The sequence below is a fragment of the Trinickia camelliae genome, from assembly GCF_053525655.1.
On record NZ_JBCHAA010000007.1, the window covers coordinates 105,667 to 120,856 of the forward strand.

16 protein-coding genes are annotated in these 15,190 nt (G+C 62.2%); 8 read left to right on the forward strand and 8 right to left on the reverse strand.

The genetic code is table 11. The features are described from left to right. Window positions 1-295: 295 nt before the first annotated feature. Both AAHK20_RS13860 and AAHK20_RS13865 read left to right on the forward strand, forming a co-directional pair. Complete coding sequence (locus AAHK20_RS13860; RefSeq protein WP_449182031.1) at window positions 296-1,504, forward strand: sensor domain-containing phosphodiesterase; 1,209 nt, start codon at window positions 296-298, stop codon at window positions 1,502-1,504. A gap of 347 nt (window positions 1,505-1,851) precedes the next feature. Then, window positions 1,852-3,558: a hypothetical protein gene (locus AAHK20_RS13865; protein WP_449182032.1), complete on the forward strand. Its 1,707-nt coding sequence runs from the start codon at window positions 1,852-1,854 to the stop codon at window positions 3,556-3,558. 56 nt (window positions 3,559-3,614) lie between these two features. On the opposite strand, the gene AAHK20_RS13870 is transcribed toward AAHK20_RS13865, so the two are convergent. Next, complete coding sequence (locus tag AAHK20_RS13870) at window positions 3,615-4,487, reverse strand: IclR family transcriptional regulator (RefSeq protein WP_449182033.1); 873 nt, start codon at window positions 4,485-4,487, stop codon at window positions 3,615-3,617. Between the two features lie 49 nt (window positions 4,488-4,536). Continuing rightward, on the reverse strand, window positions 4,537-5,349 hold the full coding sequence (locus AAHK20_RS13875) for an IclR family transcriptional regulator (RefSeq protein ID WP_449182034.1): 813 nt from the start codon (window positions 5,347-5,349) through the stop codon (window positions 4,537-4,539). Between the two features lie 295 nt (window positions 5,350-5,644). Here AAHK20_RS13875 and AAHK20_RS13880 point away from each other — a divergent pair, with 295 nt between their 5' ends. Genes AAHK20_RS13880 through AAHK20_RS13890 form a run of 3 tightly spaced genes read left to right on the forward strand, consistent with a single transcriptional unit; the run spans window position 5,645 to window position 8,638 of the window. Beyond that, entirely contained in the window at window positions 5,645-6,604 is a 960-nt protein-coding gene (locus AAHK20_RS13880) for an MBL fold metallo-hydrolase (RefSeq protein ID WP_449182035.1), read from the forward strand. 60 nt (window positions 6,605-6,664) lie between these two features. Continuing rightward, window positions 6,665-8,374, forward strand: a complete 1,710-nt coding sequence (locus AAHK20_RS13885) for an FAD-dependent oxidoreductase (protein ID WP_449182036.1) — start codon at window positions 6,665-6,667, stop codon at window positions 8,372-8,374. 36 nt (window positions 8,375-8,410) lie between these two features. Then, window positions 8,411-8,638 (forward strand): DUF2783 domain-containing protein, encoded by a 228-nt coding sequence (locus AAHK20_RS13890; protein WP_449182037.1) that lies wholly within the window; start codon window positions 8,411-8,413, stop codon window positions 8,636-8,638. Here AAHK20_RS13890 and AAHK20_RS13895 read toward each other — a convergent pair. Continuing rightward, on the reverse strand, window positions 8,601-8,924 hold the full coding sequence (locus AAHK20_RS13895) for a DUF4148 domain-containing protein (protein WP_449182038.1): 324 nt from the start codon (window positions 8,922-8,924) through the stop codon (window positions 8,601-8,603). The two genes, AAHK20_RS13890 and AAHK20_RS13895, sit on opposite strands and share 38 nt — an antisense overlap. A gap of 378 nt (window positions 8,925-9,302) precedes the next feature. Here AAHK20_RS13895 and AAHK20_RS13900 point away from each other — a divergent pair, with 378 nt between their 5' ends. Genes AAHK20_RS13900 through AAHK20_RS13910 form a run of 3 tightly spaced genes read left to right on the forward strand, consistent with a single transcriptional unit; the run spans window position 9,303 to window position 12,120 of the window. Beyond that, the gene (locus tag AAHK20_RS13900) at window positions 9,303-9,980 is read left to right on the forward strand and encodes a response regulator transcription factor (RefSeq protein ID WP_449182039.1); all 678 of its coding nucleotides are present in this window, start codon (window positions 9,303-9,305) and stop codon (window positions 9,978-9,980) included. A 10-nt stretch (window positions 9,981-9,990) separates the two neighbouring features. Next, window positions 9,991-11,394: a sensor histidine kinase gene (locus AAHK20_RS13905; RefSeq protein WP_449182040.1), complete on the forward strand. Its 1,404-nt coding sequence runs from the start codon at window positions 9,991-9,993 to the stop codon at window positions 11,392-11,394. A gap of 39 nt (window positions 11,395-11,433) precedes the next feature. Beyond that, on the forward strand, window positions 11,434-12,120 hold the full coding sequence (locus AAHK20_RS13910; protein ID WP_449182041.1) for a response regulator transcription factor: 687 nt from the start codon (window positions 11,434-11,436) through the stop codon (window positions 12,118-12,120). A 42-nt stretch (window positions 12,121-12,162) separates the two neighbouring features. Here AAHK20_RS13910 and AAHK20_RS13915 read toward each other — a convergent pair whose 3' ends face one another. The 5 genes from AAHK20_RS13915 to AAHK20_RS13935 are packed head-to-tail and all read right to left on the reverse strand — an operon-like array spanning window position 12,163 to window position 15,185. Next, complete coding sequence (locus AAHK20_RS13915; protein WP_449182042.1) at window positions 12,163-13,131, reverse strand: MBL fold metallo-hydrolase; 969 nt, start codon at window positions 13,129-13,131, stop codon at window positions 12,163-12,165. 20 nt (window positions 13,132-13,151) lie between these two features. Next, window positions 13,152-13,763: a glutathione transferase GstA gene (gene gstA / locus AAHK20_RS13920; protein WP_449182043.1), complete on the reverse strand. Its 612-nt coding sequence runs from the start codon at window positions 13,761-13,763 to the stop codon at window positions 13,152-13,154. Between the two features lie 29 nt (window positions 13,764-13,792). Beyond that, window positions 13,793-14,194 carry a muconolactone Delta-isomerase family protein gene (locus AAHK20_RS13925; RefSeq protein ID WP_449182044.1) on the reverse strand — a complete coding sequence of 134 codons (402 nt, stop codon included), beginning with the start codon at window positions 14,192-14,194 and terminating at the stop codon, window positions 13,793-13,795. Then, a complete protein-coding gene (locus tag AAHK20_RS13930) occupies window positions 14,191-14,634 on the reverse strand; it encodes a hypothetical protein (protein WP_449182045.1) in 444 nt (147 codons plus the stop codon). Before AAHK20_RS13930 ends, AAHK20_RS13925 begins: the two co-directional genes overlap by 4 nt. Next, window positions 14,631-15,185 (reverse strand): tautomerase family protein, encoded by a 555-nt coding sequence (locus tag AAHK20_RS13935; protein ID WP_449182046.1) that lies wholly within the window; start codon window positions 15,183-15,185, stop codon window positions 14,631-14,633. The genes AAHK20_RS13930 and AAHK20_RS13935 overlap by 4 nt, the downstream gene beginning before the upstream one ends. Window positions 15,186-15,190 lie beyond the last annotated feature (5 nt).

A 15,190-nucleotide genomic window follows, 5' to 3' on the forward strand; every position in this document is an offset into this window, starting at 1 on the left:
GCCCGGCTCGCAAGCGTGCGAAACCGGTGCGCAGTTCTCAATCTCAGATATCGGCGCGGCGGGCGAAAAGTTGAATGGATTCAGGGCTTTCCCGCAATTTTTTACTCAGGGTTTGCTTACTTATGAAATATTGCCCAAGAAATTAGGGCGGGTTAAGTTTGCAGCCTTCAAGCCTTCAAGTTGAGGCATCGATTTGACGTTATCCCGTAGGTGAGACGAACGGGCGCGCTGCGACTAGGCAAGCAGCGCTGCCACTGCGCCCCGCACTTTATCGACTTCATTAAAAAACGCTTTCATGAGCGATGCGCAAAACCCCAGCCTGCCGACCATAGAGAGCGCGTTCCAGCCGATCTTTTCGCTCGCGCATCAAGCGCCCGTGGGCTACGAGGCGTTGCTGCGACCGTCGCATCGCGGCGAGGCGTGCTCGCCCGTCGCCGCGTTCGCCATCGCCCGCCGGCTCGCCTTGAGCGGCGAGTTCGAGCGAGCCTGCGCGCGCAACCACGTCGGCCGTTTTCTTGGCATGGGCGACAGCGATAGCGTGCTGTTCCTCAACGTGCATCCGGACGTGCTCGTTCACCCCGTGCACGGCCAAGGGCTGATCGACGACATCCTCGCCTGCGGGATTGCGCCGTCGCGCATCGTGATCGAGATTCTCGAAGCGCCCGAGGACACCGCGGCTTTGCTCGCGGATGCCGTCGCGCGGTTGCGTCTTGCGGGCTTTCTGATCGCGCTCGACGATTTCGGCGCCGGCCTCACGAACCTGGGCCGCGTGTGGGATTTGCGCCCCGATGTCGTGAAGCTCGACGGCGAACTGATCCGCAAGGCCGTCACCAGTTATCGCACGGCGCGCAGCCTGCTGCGGCTCATCGAATTGCTGCACGACATCGGCACGTTCGTCGTGGTGGAGGGCATCGAGACCGAATCGCAAGCGCTCTTGAGCATGGATTGCGACGCCGATTTCGTGCAGGGCTATTACTTCGGCCGACCCGAAATACTCACCGGCGGCAAACACAGCGCGCTGCCAGTGACGGAGCCGCTCGCGCGCCGCTTCATGGACGCGCGGAAGATTCCGCAGGTCGCCGACATGGAGGAGCTGACGCCCTACCGTCACGCGTTTCGCACCACGATCGAAGCGTTTATCAACGGGCAAAGTCTGAATGAGAGCGCCGCGCATTTTCTGGCGCTCGAATGGTCGATGCGCCTGTTCCTGATCGACGAGCAAGGCGTGCAAGTCGGCAACAACATTGAATCGCTGGCGCACAGCAAGCGCCGGCGCGTCACGTTTCCGTTGCTGTCGCGCCCGGCCGGCGCCAATTGGTCGAAGCGAGCCTACTTCAGGAATGCGCTGGCTCACCCGGGAACGGTCATGGTGAGCGAGCCGTATATGTCGTCGAGTTCGACGAATCTGTGCGTCACGCTTTCCGTCCACATCAAGACCGCGCAGGGCGGGCGCGTCGTGGGCGGGGATGTGTTGTTCGAGGGGTTGAGCCGGTTGCTCGAATAGCGCCTTATCGCTTGTTCGATAAGGGCTGGCAAATCTACGTTTGGTTTTGGGAATAGTCCGATAGTGAATGCTGGGCAGGTGCAGCAAATTCACGCCGGTGAACGATTCTTGTGCTTTTCAAGCAGAGATGGTCGATTGCGTCGGCTGATGACCAGCTGATTTTCCAAAGCATCGATCATTCACTTCAATCATCCAGCGGGTTGATATTTCAATCGGATAGGGGCAGCGCGGGCGAAGCGCAGGGACGACATCACACGGCAAGGCTTGAAGCCGATCCGCTCACTGAATGACGACGTGAGCGGGTTTCCGGCGAGAGCCTCGATTGACGTTGTGTTCCTGGATCCCGAATGAAAAAGAAGCCTCTCGTTTATCCGCGCTCGATCGCGGTCGCGGTTATTGCCATTTTCCTCGCAGCTTGTGGCGGCGGTTCCGTCGACACCACTCCGCCGGCAAAGGAGCCGTCCAAGTCCGATTCCGGTGGCACTGGCTCCAACTCCGATTCATCGTCTTCAGATTCCGAGACGCCACCGCCAGATTCAGGATCGAATACGACGCCCCCCGATTCAGGATCCGACACAACACCTCCCGATTCCGGATCGGACACGACGCCGGGGCTGACGTTGAACGGCGCGTCGTACTCCATCGCCGTAACGGGTGCTCCGTACGACTGGAGCAAGCAGAATGTGGCGTCGCTGGCGAAAGCCGGCGATAACTTCTTCTACCGTTACGGGGCTGCGCCGGAGATGGTGCTCCGCGAAGTACCCGGCAAGGGTTACGCAATTGCATGGAGCGATCCGAGCAACCAGTCGATCAAGGTGACGCAGGTCGATTCGACGTTTGCGAATCCGTCCACTGATGTGCATTCGGTCGCGCCGGGCATATTGGGACCTCACAAATACATGGGCGACGAGGCTTGCAAGGGGCCGGTGGTGAACGGGTTGACCGATACGCCATGCGACGTTCTGGCTGGCTTCGAGGTCGTCGACGCGAACAACTATTACCTCTCCTATTCCGACTACTCAAAGCGGTGGGAAACCGCGCCTGCTGATTCGAACTACAAGACCCGAGGGGGCCAACTGGTCGTCAAGAAAAACAATGGTTCCATTGCGTTTCAGGATGCGATGGTGGACCCGTCAAACGGAAAGGTCGATTTGCCGGTTTCCACGGAGGGTACACTCGTGTCCCCCTTGCAGATGTCGAGCATGCGCATGGTGTACGACGGTCAATATATTGCGTACATCCTCGGCCTCGAGTCGTACCTGAGCGGTAATTTCCATGAGGGCGGGTTCCTCCGGTATATCAAGGACGGCAGCACGCCATCGCTGGTCCCCAATAAAACGGCCGGCTATGTCTCAGACGGCTGGATGGCTAGCCACGACTTGGATCAGCGTGCCGCGCGCGTCGATCGCACGAAGTCCGGCAGTGGATTTGTTTTTGCCGGACTCGGCGACGCCTACCCGCGATCGGTCTTCGCGTACGACGGGCGCACGGGCTCGAGGATCAATGTCTTTGCTATTCCGGGATCGCTGGGCGCCAATTCGACCTACACCATTCTCGGCGGGCTCGACGTTCAGGAAGGGAACACGGTCGCGCTCAGCTTCGTATCCAAATACGTTTCGAACAGCACGAGCGACAACTCCGCCAATGAGCTGAACGTGGCCGTTGCGCTGGTGAGTCTCTCCGACTTCCCGGCGATTGCGAAAGCACAGGACTCGAACGCCAACGACGTTTCGAAAATCAAGTTCGTCTACTTGACGAAGCTGGGTAAGGACACGCTCGCTGTGGATCCCAAGCTGGCCGCCCTTGGCAAGGACAAATTCCTGGTGGCATGGCGTGAAGTGAGCAGCACGGCGACGACCACAGCGAATGCCGTACCGAAGTATGCGGTGATCGATGTCAACGGAAACGTCTTGATTCCGGCCACCGCGATGCCGGCGGGTTTTCAATTCCATCGCACGGATGACTTCCTGGCCGCGAGCGACGGGAACGTCTATTGGGCGGTTGGAGGCGGCGCCGACAAGCTCGTTGTCAATGCCTTGAAGCTCGCTCAGTAACGCTGCAACGAACGTTTCTCCCATCAAGCGATGTCGCGCGGGGCTAACGAGGGAGGCTAGGGCATGCGCGTGTCCGGCCACCGCCCCAGCCTCCGCGACAATCGCTGCACGGCCTCCCGCAGCCGATTCGCCGGTTCGCCGTGCGGATCGCAATCGAAACTCCCCGCCGAGCCCATCAGCGCGATGACCAGGCAAATGTCGCCGGTGTGATCGAACACGGGGGCTGCGAGCGAGTCGATGCCGGGCACCGGCTTGCTCAACGCGGTGTCGATGCCGTCGGCGCGGATTTGCGCCAAGCGAAGCTGTAGCGGCGCGAGCAGTTCGCCCTTCTTTGCCGCGCCATCCTCGAAGATCTCCGCGGGCGCCGCGCCCGCCAGCCGCAGACCATCCTGCGCCAACAGCGGCGCGAGCACGTCCGCGCTCAAATGCGCCGCGTACGTCCTGCCAATCGCGGTGTTGACGAGCGACATCACCGTACCGACCCGCAAGCTCACATGCTGCGGCGTCGACGACTCTTCGAGACGCACGACTGTCGGACCGAGCGGCCCGAGCACGGCCATCGCGACGCTCAATGCCGTGGCCGACGCGAGCTCCATGATTTCGGGTTCAGCTTCGCGCGTCGGCGACAGGCGCTGCAGCGCGATCAGACCCAATTCCAATGCGAGCGGACCGGCTTCGAAACAGCCGTTGTCGTCGCGGCTCAGCAAGCCGATCTTGAGCAAGCTCACGAGATGCGGAAACGCCTTCGCGGGCGGCATGTTCGCGGCAGCGCAGAGATCGCGCAGCGACAACCGCTCGCCCGAACCGACGAGCGCGACGAGCAATTCGCCGGTCGTGTCGAGCGAATGGATGCCGCGTTGCGGCTTCGCGCCGGACGCGGATTCATCGCGCTTGCGCGAGGTGGCGGTTGAGGAGGGCGTGGATGGCATCGCTTGGGTCAGTCAATCGTGGTCAGTCGATCAAGGCGTCGAAACATCGTCAGGACGCGGACGCGAGTTCGCGGCCGATCGCATCGCTGGCCGCTCGCATGGCGCGGGCGATGGCGCCGTCGAAGCCGACGTCGATCGCGCCCGACGAGCCGATGACGGTCAGCGCGGCGCCAAGCTCGCCGTTCGCGTCGAGCACGGGCACGCTCAAGCTGCTGACGCCGGGGCTCGGCGTATCGACCGCGCGGTCGATGCCGCGCTGGCGGATCTCGCCGAGCGTCGCTTCGAAGGCGCGTTGCTCCTCGGCCGAGGCGAACGCGTCGAGCGCTTGCTTGGTTTGTGTCGCCCACATCGCTTGCACGCGCTCGGCGGGAAGGAACGCGCAGAAGACGCGTCCCGTAGCCGTTTTTGTGAGCGACATGACCGTGCCGACGTGCAAGTTCACGTGCAGCGGAAACCCCGAGCGCTCGTAGCGCACGATGGTCGGGCCTTGCGGCCCCGCGATGCAGATCGCGACCGTATGGCCGATCGCTTCGGCGAGCGCCGCCGCATGCGGGATGGCGGCGCGATAGACCGGCTGATGTTCGAGATGCAGGAGGCCCAGGCGCAGCGACAGCGGCCCCGGCTCGTAGCGGCCCGACAGTTCGTCGCGCTTGATGAGGCCGAGGCGGGTGAGGCTGACGAGATAGGTATGCGCCTGGGCAGGCGAGAGTTCGGCGCTTTCGGCGAGATCGGTCAGCGCAAGCGGCTCGCGCGCGCGAGCGAGTGCGTGCAGCAGGCGGCCGCCGACTTCGGCGCTTTGCACGCCGCGTTGCGCTTTCTCCTTCTGCTCGCTGCCGGCGTCGCTCGCTGCCGAATTCTTCATACGCTAAACACCTGGTTGAAAAACGGCGAGTGTAATCGATCGACTTGCGATCGCCCCTGCTCACGGAACTGGCCCTGCCGCAGCCTTGCCGCCGTCGCGCGTCTCACAATATTAGCAAATAGCAACACGATTTGTTATTGACAAATAATTCGGCCACCCGCATGATTGACTCCACCCCGGCATAGCAGCCGCATACTTAGAAACGGGGCGAGACACCTGCCGTTCCCACAACCCGCGCACCTCAGTGTGCCGAGTGTCCCGCCGCCGTCTGCCCAACCTCTTGACGGAGACAACCATGGCGAAGGCATTCGCATCTCAGGCCGATCTCGAAGCGAAAAAAGTCACGTTCACGCAGCTCTCGGAGAACGCGTATGCGTACACGGCCGAGGGCGATCCGAACTCGGGCGTCATCATCGGCGATGACGGCGTGCTGATCGTCGACACCACCGCGACGCCCGCGATGGCGCAAGACCTGATCGCGAAGATCCGCACCGTCACCGACAAGCCGATCAAGTATGTCGTGCTCTCGCACTACCACGCGGTGCGCGTGCTCGGGGCGTCGGCGTATTTCGCCGAAGGCGCGCAGCAGGTGATCGCGAGCCGCGGCACGTACGAAATGATCGTCGAGCGCGGCGAGGCCGACATGAAGTCGGAAATCGAGCGCTTCCCGCGCCTCTTCGCGGGCGTCGAAACGGTGCCGGGCCTCACGTGGCCCACGCTCGTGTTCGAAAAGGAAATCACGCTGTGGCTCGGCAAGCTCGAAGTGAAGATCGCGCATCTGGGCTCGGGCCACACGAAGGGCGATACGGTGGTGTGGCTGCCGTCGCAGAAGGTGCTGTTCTCGGGCGACCTCGTCGAATACGACGCCGCGTGCTACTGCGGCGACGCGCAGCTCGAGCAATGGCCCGCCACGCTCGAAGCGCTGCGCGCGCTCAACGCCGACAAGCTCGTCCCGGGTCGCGGCCCCGCGCTCTTGAATCCAGCCGAAGTAAACCAAGGCCTCGACTACACGAAGGATTTCGTCACGACGCTGCTCGCGCAAGGCCGCAAGGCGGTCGAGCGCAAGCTCGACCTGAAGGCCGCGATGGCGCTCACGCGCGAAGCGATGGACCCGAAGTTCGGCCACGTCTTCATCTACGAGCATTGCCTGCCGTTCGACGTGTCGCGCGCATTTGACGAAGCGAGCGGCATCACGCATCCGCGCATCTGGACCGCCGAGCGGGACAAGGATATGTGGTCGGCGTTGCAGGACTGAGTGCGGCAAGCGTAGGGCGTAGTGCGGACAAAAGCTAGAGACGTTGGACGGAGACAAGGCATGAGCATCAACTACCAGACCGTGTCGTTCGAATACGGCCGCAGTGTGGAGCAGGAAGGCAAGGAGGCGCCGCTGCATCCGGTGATCGTGGTCGGGGCCGGGCCCGTGGGCCTCGCCGCCGCCATCGACGTGGCGCAGCGCGGCGTGCCGGTGGTGCTCGTCGACGACGATTGCACGCTGTCCACAGGTTCGCGCGCGATCTGCTTTTCGAAGCGCTCGCTCGACATCTTCGACCGGCTCGGCTGCGGCGAGCGCATGGTCGAGAAGGGAGTGCGCTGGCACGTCGGCAAGGTGTTCGTGCAGGACGAGCATGTGTATACGTTCGACTTGCTCCCCGAGAGCGGGCATCGCCGCCCAGCGTTCATCAACTTGCAGCAGTACTACGTCGAGGGCTTTCTCGTCGAACGCGCGCAGGAGCTGCCGAATCTGGAGATCCGCTGGAAGAGCAAGGTCACGGGCATTCGCCAGGAAGAGGGCGACGGCGGCGCGTTGGTGACGCTCACGATCGATACGCCCGATGGTTCATACGATTTGCGCGGCCGCTACGTCGTGGCGGCGGACGGTTCGAGAAGCCCGTTGCGCAGCATGCTCGGGCTCGACAGCAAGGGACGGATTTTCAAAGACCGCTTCCTGATCGCCGACGTGAAAATGAAAGCGGACTTCCCGAGCGAACGCTGGTTCTGGTTCGATCCGCCGTTTCATCCGAATCAATCGGTGCTGCTGCATCGCCAGCCCGACAACGTCTGGCGCATCGATTTCCAGCTCGGCTGGGACGCCGATCCGGTGCTCGAAAAAACGCCTGAGCGGATCATTCCACGCGTGCGGGCGCTGCTCGGTCCCGATGCCGAATTCGAGCTGGAGTGGGCGAGCGTTTATACCTTTGCTTGTGTGCGCATGGAAAGCTTTCGCCACGGCAACGTGCTGTTCGCCGGCGATTCCGCGCATGGCGTCTCGCCGTTCGGCGCGCGCGGCGCGAATAGCGGCATTCAGGACGCGGAAAATCTCGCGTGGAAGCTCGAAATGGTGCTCGCCGGCCGTGCGCCGGACGCTTTGCTCGACACCTATGGGAGCGAGCGCGAATATGCGGCCGACGAGAACATCCGCAACTCGTCGCGCTCCACCGATTTCATCACACCGAAAACGCCGGTCTCGCGCGTGTTTCGCGACGCCGTGCTCAAGCTCGCAAAACAGCATCCGTTTGCGCGGCAACTGGTGAATACAGGGCGTTTGTCGGTGCCGGCGGTACTCAGCGAATCGACGCTCAATTCGCCCGATCGCGATCGCTTCGATGGGCAGATGGTGCCGGGCGCGGCGTGCGTCGATGCGCCCATGCGATGCGGCGGCAAGGACGACTGGTTGCTCTCGCAACTGGGCGGCGAGTTCACCGCGCTGGTGTTTAGCGGGGCGGAGGGTGTCGACGCCGCGAGCGTTGCTGTTCTGAGTGCGTTGCGTGATTCGGCGCTGCCGGTGAAGCGAATCGTCGTTAGCGCCGGACCGCTCGACGCCTACCACCAGGCAGGCGCGGCGTTTGCCGATGTCACGCTGCTCGAAGATACGGAAGGCATTGCGGCGCAACGCTATGACGCGCGCCCTGGCACGCTCTATCTGATACGTCCCGATCAGCACGTCTGCGCGCGTTGGCGGCGCGCGGAGGCAGGCGATCTCGAAGCGGCGTTGAAGCGCGCGCTGGGCGTGCGAGGCGTTGCCTAAGCGCTGAAGCGCCAAGTCCGATCACAGGAGACAACCATGCCACTGAACACACAACCCAATCTGACGCGCCCCGACGACTTCTACGAGGCGCTGCTCGACATGCATCGCGATCTCGACGATGCCGCGAGCCAGTCGGCCAACGCGCAGTTGATCCTGCTGCTGGCGAACCATATCGGCGATTACGCGACGCTTGTCGAAGCGATTCGGCACGCGCGCGAAGGCGTCGTCAGCCGGCAGGAGCCGGCGTTGACGCACGCGCTGTAGTCGACGTGCTGACGGCGGCGTGCGCGCAATCCCTCTGATATTTGGCTTGCAGCGCCCGCTGCGCACGATTGAGGTTCGTGGGGTAATCGGGATCTTCCGCAGTCGGGTCGTACCCGACCGACTCCAGCTCGCCAAGCTCCTGTATCAGCTGCGCGTGCGTGACTTCACCGGAAAGGGGCTTGAAAGGGTAACTGTTGCATTCGTGCGGCGTAAGCGGCGCCGCCATGGCGGAAGCGCTGGCGAGCGACAGCGCCAAAAGCGCGATCGCAGTCGGGGTCGATCTCATGTTCGTGCTCCATCCTTCTCGTCGCGTCTTGCCGGATTCGATCCGCCGGTGGACGCGGCATCCGGCGGCAAGCTCACGATAAGCGAGCAGCCCCTCCGGAACGCTGTCATGCAAATGAAGGATGTTTCATCGAAGACTTGGGGAATAGGGCACAGCACACATGCTGCCGCGAAAATTAAAAAATCTTTAATGAAGCGGATATTCGGCGTTTAGCAATAGGCGCGTAGTCTGCATTGAGGCAATGCACGTCATGCGCCGACTACCCCTTTGAACCGCCCGGCCACACGCTGATCGCTCGAGCCAAATATGGCATCATGTCCCCCTGCTGATAACCTGTTGCGCCCGGTAAATCCGCATGCCGGGGCGCTCGACCTGATCATGTCGAGAGTCCTCACGATTGAAGACGACGAAATCACCGCGAACGATATCGTCGGCGAATTGAAAAGTCGTGGCTTCACTGTCGACTGGGTTGCGAACGGCCGCGACGGCATGGCGCGCGCAATGAGCGACGAATACGACGTCATCACGCTTGATCGCATGCTGCCCGGCGTCGATGGTCTGACGATACTCACCACGATGCGCAGCATCGGCATCCAAACCCCCGTATTGATGTTGAGTGCGCTTGGCGACGTCGACGAACGCGTGCGCGGCCTGCGCGCCGGCGGCGACGATTACCTGACCAAGCCGTTCGATCCCGAGGAAATGACCGCGCGGCTCGAAGTGCTCTTGCGCCGCCGCCAGGCCCCCACTGCACAATCCGAAACCACGCTGCGCGTCGGGCCGCTCGAACTCGACCTGATCTCGCGTAAAGTCCAGCGCGACGGCGAAGAAATCGCGCTCCTGCCCACCGAATATCGCGTGCTCGAATTCATGATGCGTCACGCGGGGCAGACCATCACGCGCACGATGCTGTTCGAAGCGGTATGGGGCTATCACTTCGACCCGGGCACGAATCTCATCGATGTCCATATGGGCAGGCTGCGCAAGAAAATCGATCCGCCGGGCGTGACCCAGATGATCCAGACGGTGCGCGGCTCAGGCTATATCCTCGCGTGAGCGCGGCGCCTTGACCGATATCACGACAACAACACCGCCCGCCGAGCTGGGCGGCCGCTGGCATTCGACCACCTTCCGGCTCCTGTCCGTCTACGCGGTCATCTTTTCGTTTTCGGTCATGCTGCTGCTCGGTTTCATCGGCTGGACGGTGACGGGCGACATGGAGCGCGAGACCGACGTCGTGATGGAGTGGCAGCTCATTTACTTCGACTCGCTGACCGACAATCAGCTCAGCGATGCGATTCACCGCCGGCTCGAACACGAGCACATGCATACGAACTACTATGGCCTGTTTGCGCCAGACGGCTCGCATCTCGCGGGCGATGTCGTGGCGCTGCCGGCCGGCGTGCCGGCGACCCGCAAAGGCGTGACGCTGAGCAATACGCTGCCGATCGAAGGCAACGTCGAAGCGCCCGTCGTGCGTGCGATGGCGCAAAAGCGCAAGGACGGCAACACGCTCGTCATCGCGCGCGACCTCACGCATATCCTGCGGATTCGCGAAACCATCATCAACGCGCTGATCGCGGGCGGGCTGCTGTGCTTGGCGGCGGGCGTCGCGGGCGGCCTGGCGCTGAGCCTGCGGCAGATGCAGCGCGCGAAGGAGATACGCCGCGTCACGCAGCGCATCGCGCAAGGCGATCTCGGGCAGCGGCTGCCGGTGGGCGGGCGCGACGAGCTCGACATGCTCGCCCACCTTGTCAATCACATGCTCGAGGAAGTCGAGCGGCTCATGAACGAAGTGAAGGGCGCGTGCGACGGCATCGCGCACGATTTGCGCACGCCGCTCGCTCACGTGCGCACGCTGCTCGCGCGCATTGCGGAGCGCACCGATCGGCTCGATGACGAATCGATCGACCTGCTCGTCGAGCGTGCGCGCACCGAAACCGATGCGCTGCTCGATCGCTTTCGCGCGATGCTGCGCATCTCCGAGATCGGCACGCTGCAGCGGCGCGGCGGCTTCGGCGAAGTCGAGCTTGATTCGCTCGTGCGCGAAGTCGGCGAACTGTATGAGCCGCTGGCGGAGAATCGCGGGATTCAATTTGCGGTGCACGCGGAGCCCACCGAATCGATTCACGGCGACCGCGCGCTGCTCTTCGAGATGTTCAGCAACTTGATCGACAACGCGATCAAGTTCACGCCGGACGGCGGCACCGTCACCATGGAGCTTAGGCAAACGCACGCGGGACCGCGCGTCGACGTCGTCGATAACGGTGCGGGCATTCCGCCGGACGAGCGCGAAGCCGTGCTGCAGCGCTTTTATCGCGGCGAGCGCACGCGCCATCTAAAGGGTTCGGGCCTGGGCTTGAGCATCGTATCGGCCGTGATTCGCGTGCACGACTTCACGATGCGTATCGACGATGCGAGGCCCGGCACTCGCGTGACCATCGAGTGCTGGTCGCGCACGCTCGCTTGATAGAGTAGGTAAAGCATGTCAGACAGCTGGTGCCATTGAATGCGCGTTCTATTCATTGCTCCCCCGCATCCCGAATCCGCGTGGCTCTTCAAGGCGCTGCAGGAAAGCGCGCACAGCCTGCAACGTGCCGATGACATGCGCGACGGCATCTTCCTCGCGGGACAAGAGCCGTTCGACGCGATCGTCGCGATGACACTCGAGCCCGCCGCCTACGGCGCGCTGCTTGGGGTGCTGCCTGAGTTGTCGGCGTCAGCGGGGGGCGCGGCGATCGTCGTCGTGCTGGGTCCCGCGGCCGCGCAGGAGCGCACGCGTGTGCTGCGTGCGGGCGCGGACGCTTGCTTTTGTCAGCCTTACTCGTTCATCGAGTTGCATGAGCGGATGCAGGCGCTGCATCGCACTGCGCAGGCGCGTGCCGTGCAGGACCAGCCTGGAGCGCCTGAGTTGCAGCTCGATGCGTTGACGCGAGAGCTCGTCGACGGCGGCCGGCGGCTTTCGGTGACGCGGCGCGAATACTTGCTGCTCGAATGCCTGATGCGCCAGTTCAACGCGCCGGTGCCGCGCGATCAGTTGATCCGCTACGCGTGGCCGGAGACGGAGGATGTCGATCCGTCGAGCGTCAATCTCGTCGTCTCGCGGCTGCGCCGCAAGCTGGGGCAGCACCTCCCCGAAGTCCGCATCGAGACGGTGAGCCGCTACGGGTATCAGATCAGCGCGTCGGCACGGTAAAGCGTGGAAACCGGCGGCGCAGCAACCCAGTACGCGCTCTAGTCAAAGACTGAAACGCTTCCCGACCGCCGACACTACGACTCGTTCCTTGAACCGTGTTGCCAGTGCGCCCATGGCTTGCCAACCGGTGCAATGCGCAGGAGCGATCAGACTAAGATCGAACTGCTCTAGCGCTTCGACAGTGTCCGGAATGATGCTCTCTGTTGCACCTGACAAATGGAAGCCGCCTAGTACCCCGTAGATCGGGACGTCAGGGAAGCGATTGCGTGCATGAGTCAATACGTTGATGAGACCGGCGTGCGAACAGGCTGTAAAAACAAACAAACCCTTGTTGGCGATATGCACGGCGACATATCGTTCATCTACGAGGAGTTCGTCCAACTCCCATTCGCCGTCAGGACCCAGCCTGTGCTGACCAGGCATGCCTCGCTCGAAGCTTGTCACGCGCGGAATTTCTCCGCTGACGTAGAACGATTTCGACAGAACCGACTGTTCGACTCTCGTAATAACGAGTTCCGCACCGTTGCCGGTAAGCACCTGCTGGCTTGGAATATCCTCCATCGGCATCATGCGGCCTAGTGGATTCTTGACCGCTCGCGAAGCGAACATGTCCGGATGCATATAGGTTGGGACAGGCTTTCCGTCGTTTGCCAACGTCATCATCTGCAGTGCCCGTGGCATCGCTGCGGCATGATCCCAGTGTCCATGTGAAAGCACCATCGCGCCGACCTTGCCGAGGTCGAGGCCGAGCTTGACGATGTTACGTTCGAATACCCACTCGTCAGGTCCCGTATCGAACAGAAGCGAGTGCGACGTGTCGCCAATTCGGGCTGTAATCAGGCAAGACAAGCCGTGAGCGGCGCAACAAAGACATTGCCCGCCAAGCCGTTTCATCCCGCGTCGCCAGGCTCCGGCAATCTCTGTTTCCACATACTTTGGATTGGATGAAAGGCTATCGGTAACATTGTCGACGATGACCGAAATCTCCAGGCTGTCGATAGGCTCGATCATATCTACCTCCCTAGTGCCGCTCAGCCCCGCAGCAAACCTTCCGCCAACAGTGATTCCCGGACTTGCGGGCGACTCGCCGCGCGTTGCTGGAACGCAGTGATAGCGGGTAGCCTCGATAAATCCAGGCCAACGTGCCTTGCCCAATTTGTGACTGTGAAGAGATAAGCGTCGGCTACCGAGAATTGCTCTCCCAGCAACCACGGCTTGGGCGTCAGGGTTCGCTCCAGTATTGCGTAATATTTGAAGAGCACTGCTTGCTTTGCGCTGCGGATCGGTTCGGGCGTCGCGGGATTGAAGAGCGGGGCGTAACCGGTGTGCAAATCAGAGTTGATGAAACCAAGCCATTCCTGCAGACGGTACCGTGCCATCGTCCCATTACGAGGAACGAGATCGCGTTCTGGCTTCAAGTCCGCGAGGTACTGCATGATGGCAGGACCTTCCGTCAGAAAACTCCCGTCGTCCAGTTCGAGCACGGGCACGTTTCCCTTTGGATTGATCGTGAGAAAGTCGATTTCGCCTTGCGTGCGCTTCGACGAAAAGTCCACCTTCTCGAGTTCAATTGCGATACCGGCTTCGCGTGCGACGATATGTGACGCAAGCGAGCACGCTCCCGGCGAGTAATAAAGCTTCATGTTGGATCCTGACAAGGCGTTAGCGCTTTCTACTGGGCGGAGGGGGGATTCAAAAGCTTGCTCAGCGGCTTCAGTGGGCCGATTGGGAGGAGCGAGAATGTCATTAAGTGCGCTTTCCCCAAGGGAAGCGCCTCGAGCATTTCATGCGCTTGATCGACGTCCGTAACGTTCAGGATGAACGCCACCCCGGCCCGGTCTTGCAGTGAATACCACTGGTCAAGCTTGCCCTCGAGGTAGAGCTGCGCCGTCTCGCGAACTTCGGTCGGAAGAATGGTTTGGACACGTTGCATGTCCGTGCCCGGCGGAAAGGTGCCAATCGCCAATATCTTCGTGGTTGGCGTGGCTGGCATCGGAGTGGTTTGCGACATGGAAACTCCAGCAGAAGCGAACAGCACAGAGGCTGTTGTCAATCTAAGAAGAAAGCGTTTCATTCAACGTTCAGCGACGTCGTATTCAGCGCTGCGGCTTCGGGTCCCGTCAGATAGCGATCGCGGAAGCGCTCATCGACGCATTCCCACATCCGCTTCGAAAACAGCAGCGCTGCGTTGAGCGGGCGATGATTGATGACCACGGAATCGGTCTCGCCCTGTTCGTTCAGATGCGCGACGACCACCGTTTCGATCGGCACGCCCTGGATCTGCGACCGATAGGATTCCAGGTACAAACCGTTGCCGATTTCTCCCTTGTAGCTGTGATGCTGGAATTCGTAGAGCGAGACCGCGTGTTTGATCACCGAGAGAATATCGGCGCGTCCCTCGATCGGACGCTTCAGGACGGTGGCTTCGAGCGTCGCGTTTTCGGCGAGCCTCGCGAGCCAAAGCGGCGGACCGCCTGCGGGCGCCAGCACGGGGGCCGTGTCGTTGAATTTCATGCTGGGCGCTCCTGTGACGGATTGCTCGTCATGCCTGCGCTAGCCGCATCGAGCGCGGCTTCGAGTGTGATGCGCGCCTTTTCGCGGCGGCGTCGCGCGAGGCGTTCTTCGCCTTCGGCTCGTTCGGCTTCGCCGGCTAGCAGCGCGTGAATGTCGGGCAGCGTGTAGATCGCGCCGCGGCTGCCCCACGTGCCGTCCGGAATCTCGGTCGGGAAGACCCAGACGCGCGGAGCGACTTCGTCGAACGGCCGGCTCTCGGCACGGGAGACCGCTTCGGTCACGGCTTTGACCAGCGCGCGGCGCGATTCGTCGGTGTATTGCCCTTCGGGCGCGGATGGGATGATCCGGTAGCGTTTGGCCTGCGTACGTTCGCCGCCGACGTAGATGGCCGCCGGGCGATGAAGGTGAAGCACGGTCACGGCGCGTGCGATCGGATTGGCCGGATCATAGCCTTCGGCCTTGATCAAAATGTCGGTGAGTTCGTTGATCAGAACGGCCTCCGCCTCGGGCGTCAAGGCGTCTTCGGGCCACAGCGCATCGATCATTGGCATGGTGC